At 60.1% G+C, this 16140-nt stretch carries 11 protein-coding genes; 6 read left to right on the top strand and 5 right to left on the bottom strand.

Annotated elements, in window-relative coordinates; all coding sequences use genetic code 11:
• Positions 1 to 101 precede the first annotated feature (101 nt).
• The 3 genes from AC1RME_RS17260 to AC1RME_RS17250 all read right to left on the bottom strand — a co-directional run bounded on the left by AC1RME_RS17260 (position 102) and on the right by AC1RME_RS17250 (position 9032).
• Positions 102 to 2879 (bottom strand): RHS repeat-associated core domain-containing protein, encoded by a 2778-nt coding sequence (locus AC1RME_RS17260; protein WP_493091570.1) that lies wholly within the window; start codon positions 2877 to 2879, stop codon positions 102 to 104.
• A complete protein-coding gene (locus AC1RME_RS17255; RefSeq protein ID WP_493091569.1) occupies positions 2876 to 7345 on the bottom strand; it encodes a SpvB/TcaC N-terminal domain-containing protein in 4470 nt (1489 codons plus the stop codon). Before AC1RME_RS17255 ends, AC1RME_RS17260 begins: the two co-directional genes overlap by 4 nt.
• 163 nt (positions 7346 to 7508) lie before the next feature.
• Positions 7509 to 9032, bottom strand: coding sequence for a fumarate hydratase (locus tag AC1RME_RS17250; protein ID WP_249490631.1), 1524 nt, complete (start codon positions 9030 to 9032; stop codon positions 7509 to 7511).
• Positions 9033 to 9473: 441 nt separating this feature from the next.
• On the opposite strand from AC1RME_RS17250, the gene AC1RME_RS17245 reads away from it, so the two are divergent.
• Genes AC1RME_RS17245 through AC1RME_RS17235 form a run of 3 tightly spaced genes read left to right on the top strand, consistent with a single transcriptional unit; the run spans position 9474 to position 12287 of the window.
• Positions 9474 to 10580: a GGDEF domain-containing protein gene (locus tag AC1RME_RS17245; RefSeq protein WP_493091568.1), complete on the top strand. Its 1107-nt coding sequence runs from the start codon at positions 9474 to 9476 to the stop codon at positions 10578 to 10580.
• The gene (locus AC1RME_RS17240; RefSeq protein ID WP_096818359.1) at positions 10573 to 11508 is read left to right on the top strand and encodes an iron-sulfur-binding ferredoxin reductase; all 936 of its coding nucleotides are present in this window, start codon (positions 10573 to 10575) and stop codon (positions 11506 to 11508) included. Before AC1RME_RS17245 ends, AC1RME_RS17240 begins: the two co-directional genes overlap by 8 nt.
• A gap of 29 nt (positions 11509 to 11537) precedes the next feature.
• Positions 11538 to 12287, top strand: a complete 750-nt coding sequence (locus AC1RME_RS17235) for an enoyl-CoA hydratase-related protein (RefSeq protein ID WP_096818357.1) — start codon at positions 11538 to 11540, stop codon at positions 12285 to 12287.
• A gap of 66 nt (positions 12288 to 12353) precedes the next feature.
• Here AC1RME_RS17235 and pyk read toward each other — a convergent pair whose 3' ends face one another.
• The gene (gene pyk, locus AC1RME_RS17230) at positions 12354 to 13805 is read right to left on the bottom strand and encodes a pyruvate kinase (RefSeq protein ID WP_096818355.1); all 1452 of its coding nucleotides are present in this window, start codon (positions 13803 to 13805) and stop codon (positions 12354 to 12356) included.
• A gap of 234 nt (positions 13806 to 14039) precedes the next feature.
• Between pyk and AC1RME_RS17225 the strand changes: the two genes are divergently transcribed.
• The 3 genes from AC1RME_RS17225 (at position 14040) to AC1RME_RS17215 (ending at position 15405) form a co-directional block, all read left to right on the top strand.
• Entirely contained in the window at positions 14040 to 14339 is a 300-nt protein-coding gene (locus AC1RME_RS17225) for a hypothetical protein (RefSeq protein WP_141401756.1), read from the top strand.
• Positions 14340 to 14442: 103 nt separating this feature from the next.
• Positions 14443 to 14829: a tetratricopeptide repeat protein gene (locus tag AC1RME_RS17220; protein ID WP_096818353.1), complete on the top strand. Its 387-nt coding sequence runs from the start codon at positions 14443 to 14445 to the stop codon at positions 14827 to 14829.
• Positions 14830 to 15045: 216 nt separating this feature from the next.
• Positions 15046 to 15405 (top strand): PilZ domain-containing protein, encoded by a 360-nt coding sequence (locus AC1RME_RS17215; protein ID WP_096818351.1) that lies wholly within the window; start codon positions 15046 to 15048, stop codon positions 15403 to 15405.
• A gap of 46 nt (positions 15406 to 15451) precedes the next feature.
• Here AC1RME_RS17215 and AC1RME_RS17210 read toward each other — a convergent pair whose 3' ends face one another.
• Positions 15452 to 15856, bottom strand: coding sequence for a DUF6124 family protein (locus AC1RME_RS17210; RefSeq protein WP_096818349.1), 405 nt, complete (start codon positions 15854 to 15856; stop codon positions 15452 to 15454).
• Between the last annotated feature and the right edge of the window lie 284 nt (positions 15857 to 16140).

Below are 16140 nucleotides of genomic sequence, written 5' to 3'. Positions count from 1 at the left end.
ATTGGTCACACGACCGCTTTTGAGTCAGGCATCCTAGGTGCGACGAGTCCTTGTATGGAATCGTCGGCGACGGATTGGCAGACCTCAACTGACATCAGCAGTCAGGGAGCATGTGTGCCGTTAGATTTGGTCCACCAGTTGTAAAACCTTGAGTGTTTTTCCGGGGTATGACGCAGCTGGCGTTGCAAAAACAGGTTATCGGTGGACCTCGACTCCCTGTAAGCGGCAATGGAAGCTTTCGCCCGGCTGATGTTGGCAAGTGTCTCGCGGGTTTGCTGTTGCAGGTCTGAGCGGCTGATCGGAGTATTTCCGTCCGGGTTCAGAACATCGATGCCTAATGCATCAAACGCTCCCTCTGCTGTGGCGGAATAACTTTCGACGGCCGCTTGCCAGTCAGAGAGCATTGTCTCGATCTTGCCAATCTTCACCGGATCGAGCCCGTTCTTGATGTCTTCGACTTCCACTGCTCGAGCAAACATGGCGAGAGTGGCGGGGATAATCGATATCCACGACGCCATCACTCGGTTCATGAGAAATTCAGGCATCTGACGGGTCAGATCATCCGAGGTCTCTCGCCACGTTCTGCTTTGTCTTCCGGGATCCGTGATCCCTAACCCGTTATTGATTTCACTGACTGACATTGTCGACGTTTGCGGGATCTGCGGGCCGAGAATAATCCCGGTTCTGGAGGCGATTTCGTTTGTGAACGGGTCAATCATCGCGCCGGCGATGTCACCGCCGATGTTTCCACCAATCAGCCCGCCAGTTGTCAGGTAGGGGATAAAGGACTGGGGGCTCGGAAGCGCCAAGTCAACGAGCCCTCCGCCGAAAACGCCTGCTTCGTAGCCAGCAACACCTTTGACCGTCTCGACTGCGAGGTTTGCCATCAGATTTCTTTTGATGTTTTTCTTATGACTGATGTTGTGAAGCTGCAGGAGCAAATGTTCGGAGTGTCCGGAGACGACGGAAATGAAGTCTGAATAATGTCTGATTGCGCTTTCCGATTTGGATGATCCGACGGTGTCAACGTAACGCAGCGGGTTATTCCCTACAAACGCATACCGGTTCAGCCCGTCCACATCCCCCGCCGGATCGGCACTCACCCAGCGACACAACCACGGCGCGTAATACCGCGCTCCGTAGTAATAGAGCCCGGTGACATCCATTTCCTTGCCCGAATAGCGGATGAACTTGTAGTCCGCTTCGATCTGCGAGCGGGCAGCCATCGTCGCGGTGTTGCCAAAGGCGTAGTAGCTTTCGCGGCTGATCACCTGCGCCCGTTGATCAATCTGCGTCACGCTCGATCCCAAGTGATCGGAATGGGAATAACACACCTGATCAGCATCGATACCGGGTGGTTTGCCCGCGACCCAGTGCAGACACATCACCTCGCCGACACCGGTGGCGACGGTGATCCGGTGTAACTCTTCTCCGCTGCTTTTGGTGCGGATTTCCAGACTCCCTACGTAATGCACTTCAGCGATATGGCTGACTGTGCTGGCGTGGGTTTCATGGCGTTTGTAGACCCTTGCGCCCTGGCTGTAGTGATACAGCTCCTGGTCGGGCGGACCGCTGGTGTGCTCTACGAGGATCAGCGATTGCAGCTGATTGCGGCTGTTCCAGTCCATCGGCTGGCCGGGTTGTAGGGCTAAAAGACTGCCGGCGCGATCGAACAGGGCCCTGAAGTCAGGCGCCGGATCCCCCGGTTTCCAGCGCACACCGCGATTGCTGGCGGTGTCGATGAACATCTCGCGGGTGTAGGTGTTGCCGTCGCGTACGTGGGTCAGTTTTTTCAGGTTGTTGCCGTCGTCGTATTCGAAAGACTCGACATAGTTGCGTCGGTCATTGGGATCGGTGGGTTGCGGCCGACCGGGATTGTCCGCGGGCGGGGCGTCGCTGTAACCGGTGGCGCGGGTCAGGCGGTACACCGAGTCATAGCCAAATGTGCGCTCACCGTCGACCCGCTGGTTGCGGAAAAACGTCGGTGTGTAGGTGTGGTCGACAATGCGGAGGGTGTTGCCCACCAAGTCATATTCATACTCGAGATCCTGAATCGCCGGCTCGGAAGCCTTTTGCGCGTACTGCCGAAGCAGGCGACCGTCGGCCTCCCGGTAATGCCAGTGGCTGGTCACACCATTGCCGAGCCGTTGTTCGGTGATCTGGCCGGCGGCGTTGTAATCTGCGCCGTTCAGAATGTCCTGGAAGGTTTGCCCGCGGAGTTGCAGTTGCACCCGGACAAGTTGTCCGGCGATGTCGTAGGTCGATTGTTGTACATGCCCGCCGGCGTCGGTGGTTTGCAGCAGCGCACCGACGGCGCTGAAGCGCTGGCGGCTGGTGCAGACCTTGCCGTCCTTGAAGGTGCGTGTTTCTTCCAGTGACGGGCCGCTCATGGTGAAACTGTTGAATTGCACTGTGCCCGATGGATCATTCAGCGCCGTCATTTGTCCGCGCAGGTTGTGTGACGGATCGGCCGAAGCCGTTTCATAGCTGAACGTTTCAAAGCCGGTCACCCCGATTTCTGTGACGCTCCGCAAACGCAGTTGCAGGTCGTAGGTCATCTCCCGGTGATTGCCGTTTGCATCCCAATTCTGCAAAAACTCGCCGCCGAGTCCAGGCAGAACCGTGTTTTCGCCACCGTCAACGTTGTGGGTCTTGAGCGCCATGCCGTCCAACCGGAACACCGTTGTTGTATTGGGCGTGGGCAGACGCGGGTCCCGCTGTGCAACCAGGTGACCGGCAGCGTCATATTGCAGCTGGCTGATGAGCGCTCGCCCCTTTTCTCCGGCCATCGTGCGCAGGTAATCGATTTGTCTGACGGCTTCGCCGCGCGGGCCGATAACCGACATCGTCGGTGTCAGATGGTGCACGCTGGCGTTCATGACTTGACCCGTTTTGCAGGTTTTTCAGGTTTTGAAGGCCTTGCAGGTATCGGTTTTCTTGCGGGTGTGGCCGGTGTCGGTTCTTCCGTGTCGTTGTAGTCATAGCTGAGCTTGAACCATGGATGCAGAATCTCGAACGCCAGATGACCGAGTGCATTGATCGTCTGGATCGGCCGCCCCAAAGCGTCGTAGAACATCTGGTCGTGGTAGCCGTGCTCACGCATCGCACTGTCATTGATGCAGCGATGGGTATTGAGGAAATACGAGCGATAGACCCGGATCGTCTCACCCTTGTGGTTGTATTCGACACGACCCTGGACTCGCCAGCGCCGGGTGGCCGGCAGTTCGATCGGCTTGCCGTCGGCGCCGGTCGCGAGGTCGTCCTCGGGGGTGGCGACAAAGGCATCGCCCGGCGGGACGAGCTGTTTGCTTTGCAACGGGCGGCCGAAGCCGTCGACGTAGGCGATGGTCTTCTGAATCTGTTGCAGAGGGTCGTCGTGGTAGCGGTCGGCGACCATGCTGAGGCTGTGCACCGGCTGCCTGAGGGCCGTGTGAATGATCTTGAGCAGGGTCTGCTCGCTGGCGGTGCGTTTTTTTCGCTGGTTCAGCCAGCGCAGTGCCGAGGCGCGTACGTGGCCGTCGGGCAGAATCAAGCCGTTGGCGATCCATTGCTTTCTTTTTAGTCGTGCCGTTTTGTGCGGGAGCAATGGCATCCAGCTGAACAGTTCGGTGCGTACCGCGCTGGCGGCGGACGCGAGCACGGTTTTCGGATTGGCGAGGGCAAACTCGACGCTCGGATCAAGCTGTGGCGGATAAGCGGACAGCGGTTCGAAACCGGCGCGCACTCCCTCTTCGGTGCCATGGAAACTGTGGGCAATCGGTTGACCGCCCGGTTCGTACAGCACTTCCTGAATGTTCTCGTTGGGGTCTGTGACGCTCTGCGGCAGCAGGGTGTGCGGGTCATAGGTCACTGTCGTGACGCAGCGGTCCGGCTGGCTGATGGCAATGACATGGAGATGGTTGGCATCCCATTTGATATCGGTTTTACCATGACTGGTGGTCTGCCGTACTGCGGTGACGTGGTAAAAACCGCTGGCGTCGGCGTAGGTGAAAAGGCCGCTCCAGGCTGACCACAGGTTCAGCAGCAGGTCCTGTGCCGGGTCCGTCGGGAAGAACAGCTTCATGGGGGTGTAGCCGATTTTTTTCAGCTCATCCCGGATGACAATCGGGACGTCGCGGTAGGCCTCCAACGCGTCTTTATCGAACACGGCCTGCTCGGTCGGCCCCGGCAACGGCGGGTAGCACATCTTGCCGGCCTCCTCCTGATACGTTTGTTGCGAAAGCGAGGTCAGTTCGCGCGCGGCTGTCCATTCAGGGCTGTCTTTATGTCGATCAAAGTTTTCGAAACTGATGTCCGCTGAGCGCAGCCCGCCCGGCAGTGCTCCCTTGGGTAGCATCAGTGCATTGCTGCGCTGGCGCCAGGGCAGGCCGAGCAACCAATGACCTTCATCGGTCAGGTGAGTGAACCCGGCGAGGGCTTCCGTCAGATAAAAGAACTGCTGTTGCTCATCGAAGCTGTCCACCCAGGCGCACCGCTGATCTTCTGGATCGAAGGGCGGTTCATCAGTCTCGGTGCGGCGGCGAGCACAGGCGACCGTGACACCGTGAATCAGATGACCGAATACGTCCCATGCCAGATTGACCGTGTGTTCAACGCGTGGGTCGTCCATGAAGCGTTCGTATTGATGGCTGCGGTTTTCCAGTTCCAGCACTAGCAGGCTGGACGGGCTTTCGTCTGCCACCCGAACCAGATAGCGAAATTCGCTCAGGGAAAACAGTCGAACGGGGGCGGGGTCGTCCGCCTGACAGATCTCGGTGCGAAGCAGACGGCCGGCCAGGGCGTAGGCGATTTCGGGATCGTCACTCTTGCGCCGTTTACGAATTCGTTCCTTGCGGCGTTTGGCGTCGAACGCTGAAACGACTGTGGGCCCCAGTGGCGTGATTTCACCGTCGAGTTCGCAGACAGCTTTCAAGACGGGATCGATGCTTTGTCCGGTGTGAAACCAGTGCGTCGTCAATTTCGGCAGCGTATGGCCACGTTTGGCCGTGCCCGGTTCCAGTTCGCTGTCGATCTGACAGACCTGCCCGAATCCACGAAACTCTCGCTCCCTGCCGTCGTAATAACCTTCACGGTATTCGAATGACTGCTTCAGCTGACTGCCGGTGATTTCGTCGTCCTGCTGCAACCAGCCAAGCACCATTTGCGGAAACGGCAAATGGCACACCGGTTTTCTGCGGGCGACCAATCCCCGGCGTTTTTCATCCAGCCAGAATTGTGCGCTGCTGCGATAACTCAGTGTCGCGCTGTACCCCATATTGTTATTGCAACCGGTAAGCAGGTACGGCCGCTCGCTGACGAAGTGATAAACAAAATGCTGCGGTTTCATGTGCGGCAGGGTCAGCAGCAGGCTGGCACAACCCCGGCCTTGCAGGTCGGCGAAGGTGACCTGGCAGAGGTTGTCGTAGCGCACGCCTCTGGGCCATGGAACGCGCACCGGCGTCGAGGCCAGGCCATTGCCGCCGTGGTTGAACCAGATTTCGAAGTAATCCGAGGAAAGGTAAATGAAGGCAGGTGCACCGGAGCCGTCGAGATCGGCAATGCGGACCCGGTCAGCGTCGAACTCGCCATAGTTGAACGGCAAGTCGCTCAGCTTGAAACCTTCTCCAAACCGGCCATGACCCAGACTGATCCAGCAGCGAATTTCATCATGACGAATCCGGCACAGCTCCATGCCACTGGCGCCCATGCCGCTGAACGACACCAGTTCGCTACGGGCGTCACTGAACAGCGGCAATCTGTCCGGGGCGTGGGGCACATCCTGGCCGGGAGCAAAGCCTTTTTCCCGCAGGTTGGCATACACCCGCACGCTGGTCGGACCGATCAGGGCCGTGGAGTTCAGCCCGTCCCCGCTCAAGTCACCCAGTCGGGCCAACTGATGAAAAAATTCCACGGGAAACTGGCTGAATGGTTTGAACGGCGACCAGGTGCCATCCGGGTTGAGTGTGTAATAACCACTGCCGCCGGGTTGCGCGACGATCCAGTCCAGACGCCCGTCGCCGGTGAGGTCCATGAGGATCTGCACCACCGGTTTGCTGCTGTCGGCGTTCGGAATCAGTGGCAGCAAGGTCCAGGGACCATAGATGATTTCGTCCGTGCCGGGTGTGCCGCGCATGGGCTCTCGGTAATACCAGGCGTTGTTGTACTGGCAGAGAATTCCGGGCACGCCTTCGCCGAAGAGATCGACGCAATGATAGGGCTGGCCGTCGTTGAGGCCGGGCATATGATCTAGCGCCAGGAACGTCTGGGGAAAGGTATTGAGCTTGAACGCTTCATAAAAGTACTCAAGCGGAGGGGAGTGCTTGACCCGGCCGGCGGCGTCGTAACTCATGTAATGCGCGGCTTTCAGCTGGTTGTAATTCAGCGGCGTGGTTTCGTGTTCCAGCAACAGGCGATTGACCAGTACCGGATCGGGGCCGATGTGGTTGAACAACAGAAACTGCCGGCACAGGCGCCGGGTGCCTACCTCGAAACCGAAACGATGGTTGCGAAACGGGTCGCTGCGAAGCGACCATCTATGTTCCGGGGCTAAAAAGGATGGGATCGCCTCTCGCCGGGTGACACGCTCCCCGTAGTCAACGATCAGTCGGAACAGCCAGTCGAGTAATTCGGGTTGCGCGTGATCCAGACAATACAGGCCTGTACTGGCTGTCTTGTTGCAATAGCAGACCTGCCGCAGATAACGCTGGGCCTGATAATCAAAACGTGCGTCGGCGACTTTGTCATCGGCCTTGTATTCGAAAAAGATGTTTTCCCCCACCGCGTTCCTGACTTCCACCAGCAGCCACGCGGCGATGCGTGTCGGGTCTTCTGGGTCGTAAATGCATGAGGCCGGGGTGTTGCCGTAGCAATGCTGCGAGCCGTCGGCGCGGGATACCACCCAGAAGGGGTTACCGTCGACAGGTGTCCAGAGTTCATAGCGGTCGAACGTGCTTTCCAGGCGTGGGATGTAACGCACCACGGAAAGCTTTCTGGCCCGCCGGCCTTTGCCTCGTGTACGCCGGGTTACCTTGATCTTTCCGCGAGTTGTCCGCTCGGGTCGAAGGTCGGTACCGTCCGCCTGCATGACGTCGTCGGCGGCGTATTTCGGTACGCCCTTGCTGGTCTTGCGGGAGATGGAGGAATACGGCAGATCCCAGCCAAGGCCGCATTTGCCGTTGCCGGAATTACCGTCGTAGACCAGATCTAACTCGGGATTGAGCGTGCGTGCGTTCAGGATCGGTAATGGCAAGGTGTAAGACCGTTGCCCGGTCGCACCGATCTCCCCCCAACTGCGTCCGTTGGTGGCAATGGACGCCGTCTTGGCAATGGAAGGAGGAGTGACGAGTGCATCCGCATCAAGAGCCATGTCAACGCAACCTGTGGACGTCGAGGTTTCACGCTAACAGAGCGGATCAAGCCCGGCACCTGTCAGATCTGACAGGTGCCGGCGCCTGCACTTTATGGCAGACGAAAAAAAGGCCGGGCGATCATTGCTGACTGCCCGGCCTTTTTACCAACGGATGAAGCGCTTACTGCACTTCCACCGCCAGGCTCTCGCTGATCTTCTGTTGCCAGATCGCAGGACCGGTGATGTGGACCGATTCACCTTTGCTGTCCACCGCGACGGTGACCGGCATGTCCTTGACCTCGAACTCGTAGATCGCTTCCATGCCCAGTTCGGCGAACGCCAGTACCTTGGACTTCTTGATCGCTTGTGCCACCAGATAAGCGGCGCCGCCGACGGCCATCAGGTACACAGCCTTGTTGTCCTTGATCGCTTCGATCGCAGTCGGGCCGCGCTCGGATTTGCCGATCATGCCCAACAGGCCAGTCTGCTCGAGGATCTGACGGGTGAACTTGTCCATCCGCGTGGCGGTGGTCGGGCCAGCAGGGCCAACCACTTCGTCACCGACCGGATCAACCGGGCCGACGTAGTAGATGAAGCGACCTTTCAGGTCCACCGGCAGGGTTTCGCCCTTGTTCAGCATCTCGACCATGCGCTTGTGCGCGGCGTCGCGACCGGTGAGCATCTTGCCGTTGAGCAGGACGGTTTCGCCCGGCTTCCAGCTCTGCACGTCTTCCGGGGTCAGGGTGTCGAGGTTGACACGACGGGCCGACGGACCTGCTTCCCAGACGATTTCCGGGTAGGCGTCCAGCGGTGGCGCTTCCAGCGAGGCCGGGCCGGAACCGTCGAGCACGAAGTGCGCGTGACGGGTGGCGGCGCAGTTCGGGATCATGCACACCGGCAGCGAGGCGGCGTGGGTCGGGTAATCCATGATCTTCACGTCGAGCACGGTGGTCAGGCCACCGAGGCCCTGGGCGCCGATGCCCAGCTGGTTGACCTTCTCGAACAGCTCCAGACGCATTTCTTCGATGCGGTTCTGCGGGCCACGGGCCTTGAGCTCGTGAATGTCGATGGATTCCATCAACACTTCCTTGGCCATCACAGCGGCTTTCTCGGCGGTGCCGCCGATGCCGATGCCCAGCATGCCCGGTGGGCACCAGCCGGCGCCCATGGTCGGAACGGTCTTCAGCACCCAGTCGACGATCGAGTCGGACGGGTTGAGCATGGCCATTTTCGACTTGTTCTCGGAACCGCCGCCCTTGGCCGCCACGTCCACTTCCACGGTGTTGCCCGGGACGATGGAGTAGTGGATGACCGCCGGGGTGTTGTCCTTGGTGTTTTTACGAGCGCCCGCCGGGTCGGCAAGGATCGAAGCGCGCAGGACGTTTTCCGGCAGGTTGTAAGCCTGGCGCACGCCTTGGTTGATCATGTCGTCCAGGCTCATGGTCGCGCCATCCCAACGCACGTCCATGCCCACACGCACGAACACGGTCACGATACCGGTGTCCTGGCAGATCGGCCGGTGGCCGGTGGCGCACATGCGCGAGTTGATCAGGATCTGCGCCATCGAGTCACGGGCCGCTGGCGATTCTTCGCGCAGGTAGGCTTCGTGCATCGCCTGGATGAAGTCCACGGGGTGGTAGTAGGAAATGAATTGCAGGGCGTCGGCAACGCTCTGAATCAGGTCGTCTTGCTTGATCACGGTCATGAGTCGCGCTCCTCTAAAAGACGGGAACATTCAATAAGGTGCCTGCGGCTTGGGTGCATCGGTCGGTCGCAGACACCTTTCAAGGCACGCCGGGGCTGCTGGCGCGACGCTAAAAAGGCGCGGCAGTATACCGCGCCTCCCTGGTGGTGACACGCGCCGGTAGTCATTCGTTGGTCGCATGGCGGGAGCTGGTCGATGTGGTCTGCAAGCGCTGCGTCCGGTTCGCTGTTTGCGGACGGCGAAGGCCGACAAAAAATCACGCGCGGCCGGCGCTATTGGCGGGCGCTCCGGGAACCCGGGAGGGACGGGCCCAAGGGCTTTTTTGACGCCAATTATCCGGCCCGAAAATCAATGGTCATTTATCGACTACGCCACTAAAGTGGCAGCCGGTCTGTAGAGTAGGACACTCGGTCAGCCTCTTATCGCACGGTGAGTCAACGATTGACCCATAACGCCATTCAACGTCTTTTGCTCAAACGCTTCGCCCTCGCTGCAGCCACCTATGGATTGGCCTTGCTGCTGCTGTGGCTGGCGTATTTCACCGGACACTACGAAGATTCGCTGACAGGCGTTGCCGTCGGCAGCGCCCTGGTGGTCATCAGCCAGGCGACCCTGTTCGCGGTGTTTTTCTCAGGCGCCAACCTGCGGTTCTCCGACCCGAGCCTGACCGAAGCGCAAGTGCTGCTCGGCCTCGGCTGGCAGACATGGCTGATCGCGCATCTGGAAGAAGCGCGGGGCGAGTTTCTGGTCTTCTATGTGCTGATCCTGCTGTTCGGCCTGTTCCATTTGTCGCGGCGGGCCTTTGTGCGCTGCGCGATGCTGGTGTTCTTCAGCTTCTGCGCCATCACGCTGTGGGACGGTTATCACTTCCGCTTGCACGATCCGGCGCTCTCCGCGTTGCAGGCGTGCATTCTGTTGATCGTGCTGGCATGGCTGGTGATTTACGCACGTTTCGTCCAGACCTCGCGCCAGCGCATGCGCCAGCGCCGGTTTGCCTTGCAGGCGCATCAGGACACCCTGCGCGGGATGATGCGCCAGCTCGAAGACCTGGTGGCCACCGACGAACTGACCGGGCTGTTCAACCGCCGACATTTCCTGCGCCTGGCCACCCGCGAATTGAACGCGATGGAAGCCGACGTGGTGCACGGTCTGGCGCTGATCGACCTCGACCATTTCAAACGCATCAATGATATACACGGTCATGCAGCCGGCGATCAGGTGCTGCAAGCCTTCGCCGGAGTGGCCGGTGCCTGTCTGCGTGACGGTGATGTGCTGGCCCGTTATGGGGGTGAAGAATTCGTGGTGTTGCTGCCCGATTGCAACGCCGAGCGGCTGACCGCCTGTTGCGAACGGCTGCGCATCGCCTTCACCGACGTTGAACTGGTGGGCCTGAATGTGAAAAACCTTAGCCTGTCTGCCGGCATGACCCTGCTGGAACTGGGCGATGATCTGGATGACGCCTTGCAGCGCGCCGATCAGGCGCTGTACCGGGCCAAACGCGACGGGCGCAACCGTTGCGCAGCCGCGTGGGAGAAAGTCGATGCCTGAACTGCGGGTCGGTGAACGACAGTGGTCGGTGGCGGCGGGCAGCAACCTGCTCGATGCCCTCAATCAGAACGGTGTGGCGGTGCCTTACAGCTGCCGCGCCGGCAGTTGCCATGCGTGTCTGGTGCAATGCGTGCAGGGCTTGCCCGCCGACAGTCGGCCTGATGCCTTGAGCGCCGAACAGCGTGATCAGGGCTGGCGCCTGGCCTGTCAGTGTCAGGTGATCGAGGACTTGCAGGTGCATACCTTCGATCCCGTCACCGATGGTCGCCCGGCCTCGGTCGAAGCGCTGGACTGGCTCGGCGACAGCGTGCTGCGGTTGCGCCTGACACCCCAGCGACCGTTGCGCTACAGCGCCGGCCAGCATCTGGTGCTGTGGGCCGGCCACGTTGCGCGGCCGTATTCGCTGGCGAGCCTGCCGGAAGAAGACCGTTTTCTTGAATTTCACCTCGATTGCCGCCAGCCCGGTGAATTCAGCGATGCCGCGCGCCGCTTGCAGATCGGCGACCCGATCCGCCTCGGTGAACTGCGCGGCGGTGCGTTGCATTACGACCCGGACTGGCACGACCGGCCGCTGTGGCTACTGGCGGCGGGCACCGGACTAGGCCCCTTGTTCGGTGTGTTGCGCGAAGCCTTGCGTCAGGATCATCGGGGCGCCATTCGCGTCATTCATCTGGCCCATGATGCCGACGGGCATTACCTGGCCAAACCCCTTGAAGCACTGGCCGCGCAGCGGGAAAACCTCAGCGTCGAATTGTGGACGGCGGCCGAGTTGCCGGCCGCTTTGGCGCAACTGCGCCTTGTCTCCCGACAAACGCTGGCCTTAGTCTGCGGCTCGACTGCCAGCGTTGACGCGTTTGCCAAGCGTCTGTTCCTGGCCGGACTGCCGCGCAATCAACTGCTGGCCGATGTCTTCCTGAGCCGTGGTTGAGCGCTGATTCTTCAGACGCGAGACCTGCCATGCCCGAAGCCATCCTGCTGCACCGCGAACGCGGTTTGCTGACCCTGCGCCTCAACCGCCCCGACAAGAAAAACGCCCTGACCCGCGCCATGTACAGCCAGTTGGCCGAGGCGCTCAAGCAGGCCAATCAAGACCCCGAGATCAACGCGGTGCTGATCACCGGCAGCGCCGAGTGCTTCACCGCCGGCAACGACATCGCCGACTTTATCCAGCAACCGCCGAGCGACCTCGACAGCCCGGTGTTTCACTTCATGCTTGAACTCCTCGAATGCCGCAAACCGGTGATCGCCGCCGTGGCCGGGGCGGCGGTGGGGATTGGCACGACGCTGCTGTTGCATTGCGATCTGGTGTACGTGGCGCGGGATGCACGGTTGCGCATGCCGTTCGTCAATCTCGGGTTGTGCCCTGAGTTCGGTTCCAGCCTGATCCTGCCGCGTTTGCTCGGGCAGGCCAAAGCGTCGGAGCTGTTGCTGCTCGGTGAAGGCTTTACCGGTGAGCAAGCGGCGCAGTGGGGGATCGCGACTGAGGCACTGGGCAGTGGCGAAGCTGCGTTGGCCAAGGCGCGGGAGATGGCACTGCGGTTTGACGAGCTGCCGGCCGAGGCGGTGCGCATCAGCAAACAGTTGATGCGCGCGCCGGATCGCGAGTTGATCCGCAAGGTGATCGAGGAAGAGGGCGCGCTGTTCACCCAGCGGCTGCGCTCGCCGGAGGCGTTGGCGGCGTTGACCGGGTTTATCAAGCGGCATTGAAAGTCCTGAAATGAAAAAGCCCCGCCATTCACATGGCGGGGCTTTTCGTTTTCAGCAACCGGTCACTCAGACCTGCGGGTCGCCCACGTGCAGGATCTTCATGCCGTTGGTGCCACCGGTGGTGTGGTAGCTGTCGCCCTTGGTCAGGATGACCCAGTCACCCTTCTGCACAACGCCGCGCTTGACCAGCTCGTCGATGGCTTTCTGGCTGACTTCGTTCGGGGCCAGCGAAGCCGGGTCGAACGGCACGGTGTACACGCCACGGAACATCGCTGCGCGGGCCTGGGCTTCGCGGTGCGGGGTGAAGCAGTAGATCGGCACCGACGAACGGATACGCGACATGATCAGCGGGGTGTAGCCGCTTTCGGTCAGCGCGATGATCGCTTTCACGCCCGGGAAGTGGTTGGCGGTGTACATGGTCGCCAGCGCAATGCTCTCGTCGCAGCGCTCGAATTCCTTGCCGATGCGGTGGCTGGAGGTCTTGCTGGTCGGGTGCTTTTCAGCGCCGACGCAGATGCGCGCCATCGCCTGTACGGCTTCCAGCGGATAAGCGCCGGCAGCGGATTCGGCGGACAGCATCACGGCGTCGGTGTAGTCGAGCACGGCGTTGGCCACGTCGGACACTTCGGCGCGGGTCGGCATCGGGTTCTGGATCATCGACTCCATCATCTGGGTCGCCACGATCACAGCCTTGTTGTGGCGGCGTGCGTGCAGAATGATTTTCTTCTGGATGCCCACAAGCTCGGCGTCGCCGATTTCCACACCCAGGTCACCACGGGCAACCATCACGGCGTCGGAAGCCTTGATCAGACCGTCGAGGGTTTCGTCGTCGGCCACGGCTTCGGCGCGTTCGATCTTCGCCACCAGCCAAGCGGTGCCGCCGGCTTCGTCGCGCAGTTGACGGGCGTAGTTCATGTCGGCGGCGTCACGCGGGAAGGACACGGCGAGGTAGTCGACTTCCATTTCCGCGGCGAGCTTGATGTCGGCCTTGTCTTTCTCGGTCAGGGCCGGAGCGGTCAGGCCGCCACCGCGACGGTTGATGCCTTTGTGGTCGGACAGCGGACCGCCGATGGTCACGGTGCAGTTCAGTTCGGTGGCGGTCGCGGTATCAACGCGCATCACCACGCGGCCGTCGTCGAGCAGCAGCTCGTCGCCCACGCCGCAGTCCTTGACCAGGTCCGGGTAGTCGATACCGACAACCTGTTGGTTGCCTTCGGTCAGCGGATGGCTGGTGGAGAAGGTGAACTTGTCACCGATCTTCAGCTCGATGCGCTTGTTGGCGAATTTGGCGATACGGATTTTCGGGCCTTGCAGGTCACCCAGCAGGGCGACGAAGCGGCCGTGCTTGGCAGCGAGGTCACGCACCAGCTTCGCGCGAGCCTTGTGCTCGTCGGGGGTGCCGTGGGAGAAGTTCAGACGGGCGACGTCCAGGCCAGCCAGAATCAGCTGTTCGAGAACTTCCGGCGAGTTACTGGCCGGGCCAAGGGTAGCGACGATTTTGGTACGACGGACGGACATGCAAAGACTCCTCAGGTTCAAGCGCTCGCAGAGGCTACTACGCTCGATGGGTGTAGTCATTGTTCGTTTGCACTACTTATTGGTTTCTTTCTTGAAACGAACATTTTTGAACATTGGTTCGCTACGAGCCGACCGCTCGTCGAGACTGTTATTTCTAACAGGTGGCGTGGTTTTTTCGGATCGGTATAAGAAACCGATCTCGCCAATGGTTGGCGAGCCTCCGAGGTAAATGATATGACCACCGAAAACGATACTCAGGTGAAAAATGAGCCTCCCCATGTTTTGGAGCCATCGAACGGGTCTACTCCCGGAGTGTTTTTTGCCGTGCGAGGAACTGGCACACCAGGAAATGTGGCGGTTTGCTACAGCACAAAAGACTCACTGAATCCGATTTTTGGGCAGGCAATTGGCGACACTGGCCAGTGGCAAAGCCACATTGACCTTCGTAAATTTGGTTTCTATATGGTCGAAAAGACCAAAGATGGCACTGTTGTCTCCCCCCGCTCGGAGGTTGTGAACATCAATTTGGGATGAGACGGCAGCTCGATTGGCAGCAAAAGGGACCCTCGACACGACAGCGTGCATTGAAGATTTCCGGCGGCAGGTCGATACAATGCACAAGACAGGAGACTCCCCCATGCGATTGTTGCCCATTGCCGCCCTTGCCCTCGCCGTTGTCAGCGCCACGGGTTGTACCCGTTGGTCGATGAACCATCATTTGAACAACGCCTACAGCGCCTACGACCGGGGCAACTGCGAGCAGGTGATGCTCGAACTGTCCAAGGTCGAACGCGCCAGCCGTGCCCGCCCTTACGTGTGGCCGGAAGTGTCGATGATGCGCGGCCAGTGCCTGGAACGGCAGAAAATGTTTGTCGATGCAGCGCAGACCTATCAGTTCATCATCGCCTCGTACCCCAACAGCGAATACGCCTACCGCGCCCGTGCGCGTCTGGAAACCTTGCAGAGCCTGGGTCATTACCCGACCCGCAGCGCAGCGGCCGTTGTACGTCCAACCCGCTTTTGATGGCGGTTGTCATACAAAAGCTGGATCCCTGTACAACCTGAGCTATAGTCCACAGACACCGGTGCAGATGCACTCTGTACCGGCGCAACACCTGCGACTGGCATAAGAAGTACGTGGCAAGCGCCACACCGGAAGCGGGGAGAGCGGACCTGTCGGGCAGGTTCGTTCCGAAGCACAGTGCGGCCCAATCCTCGGGCCTGGCATGGCGATACGCTCATGTTTACCGACCGTCGAATCGAACGGCACCAGTTGCCGTATTTTCTGCGAGTGTTCAACAGCGTCACCGACAAACCCATCGGCTTTTTGGGCAACGTCTCTGAAGACGGTTTGATGCTCATCAGCCAGTTGCCGATGATGATCGGTGCCGAATTCAAACTGCGCCTGAAAATTCCCCTGGGCGAGGGCTGCCAGCAGGTCATCGACCTGACGGCGTGCTGCCTGTGGTGCCACGAAGACGCGACCCCTCAACATTACGACGCCGGCTTCAGCCTGTACCGGACGCCGCCCGAATATGGGCAACTGGTCGAGGCATTGAAGCAGTACTTCAGTTTTCAGCCGTTGCCGGCTTCGGCCTGACTAAACGAAAGGGTCATGACCTGCCGCAGGTCATGACCCTTTTTCGTTACGCGCCTATCGCAATCGCCCGCTCGTTATCCAGCGTCTTTTCCGCCAGCAACAACCCCATCTCGCTCAACTGATAGATCGCCATCGCCAGATGCCGCGGCTTGTCGTCCAGGCTGTCGGCCAGGTCCAGCAAGAGAATGCTCACCGACGAGAAGGTCTCGTAGGTCTGGATGGCGATCGCCTCGGAGTTGATCTCGGGATCAACCTTGAACATCTGCATGCCGCGATCCACGGAGTTGCGCGGTTTTTCGGGCGAGGGATTGAGGTAGAAGTCGAGGGCCTTGTGGGCTGCGTCGTGGAGTTTTCTTGAATCGATTGAAGCGTAGGGGGAGACCGGATCGGGTTGATCGGTCGGGTCCTTTGGATCGGTGTCCGCAGGGGGATTTGGAACTGGCTTTTTCATGTATTTCGTACTCGTCGTTAGGGCCACCATCTGGCTCGCGACTAAACGAGAAAAAGGGTGGCGGCTGTAAGCAGGTTAGTCGACCGGGAGTACGTACCGGTGCGCCCGAGGGCGCCCTGCGAACAGCCACCATCGAGTGCGGGGATAGGGAATACCCGACTGGATGACGCTTATGCGCAACGTACTGAGACCCCGGGCGACTAAACCCGGCCGCTGATTGGCAGCGACGGGGATCAAGTTACGGGGCAACGCCAAGGCGCACAAGCCGGCGGATTCTGAGGGAT

The organism is Pseudomonas sp. GW822-FHT03F08, from assembly GCF_058801265.1.
The sequence above is the reverse complement of the archived record's forward strand: the minus strand, read 5'-3'. Positions and strand labels throughout refer to the sequence as shown.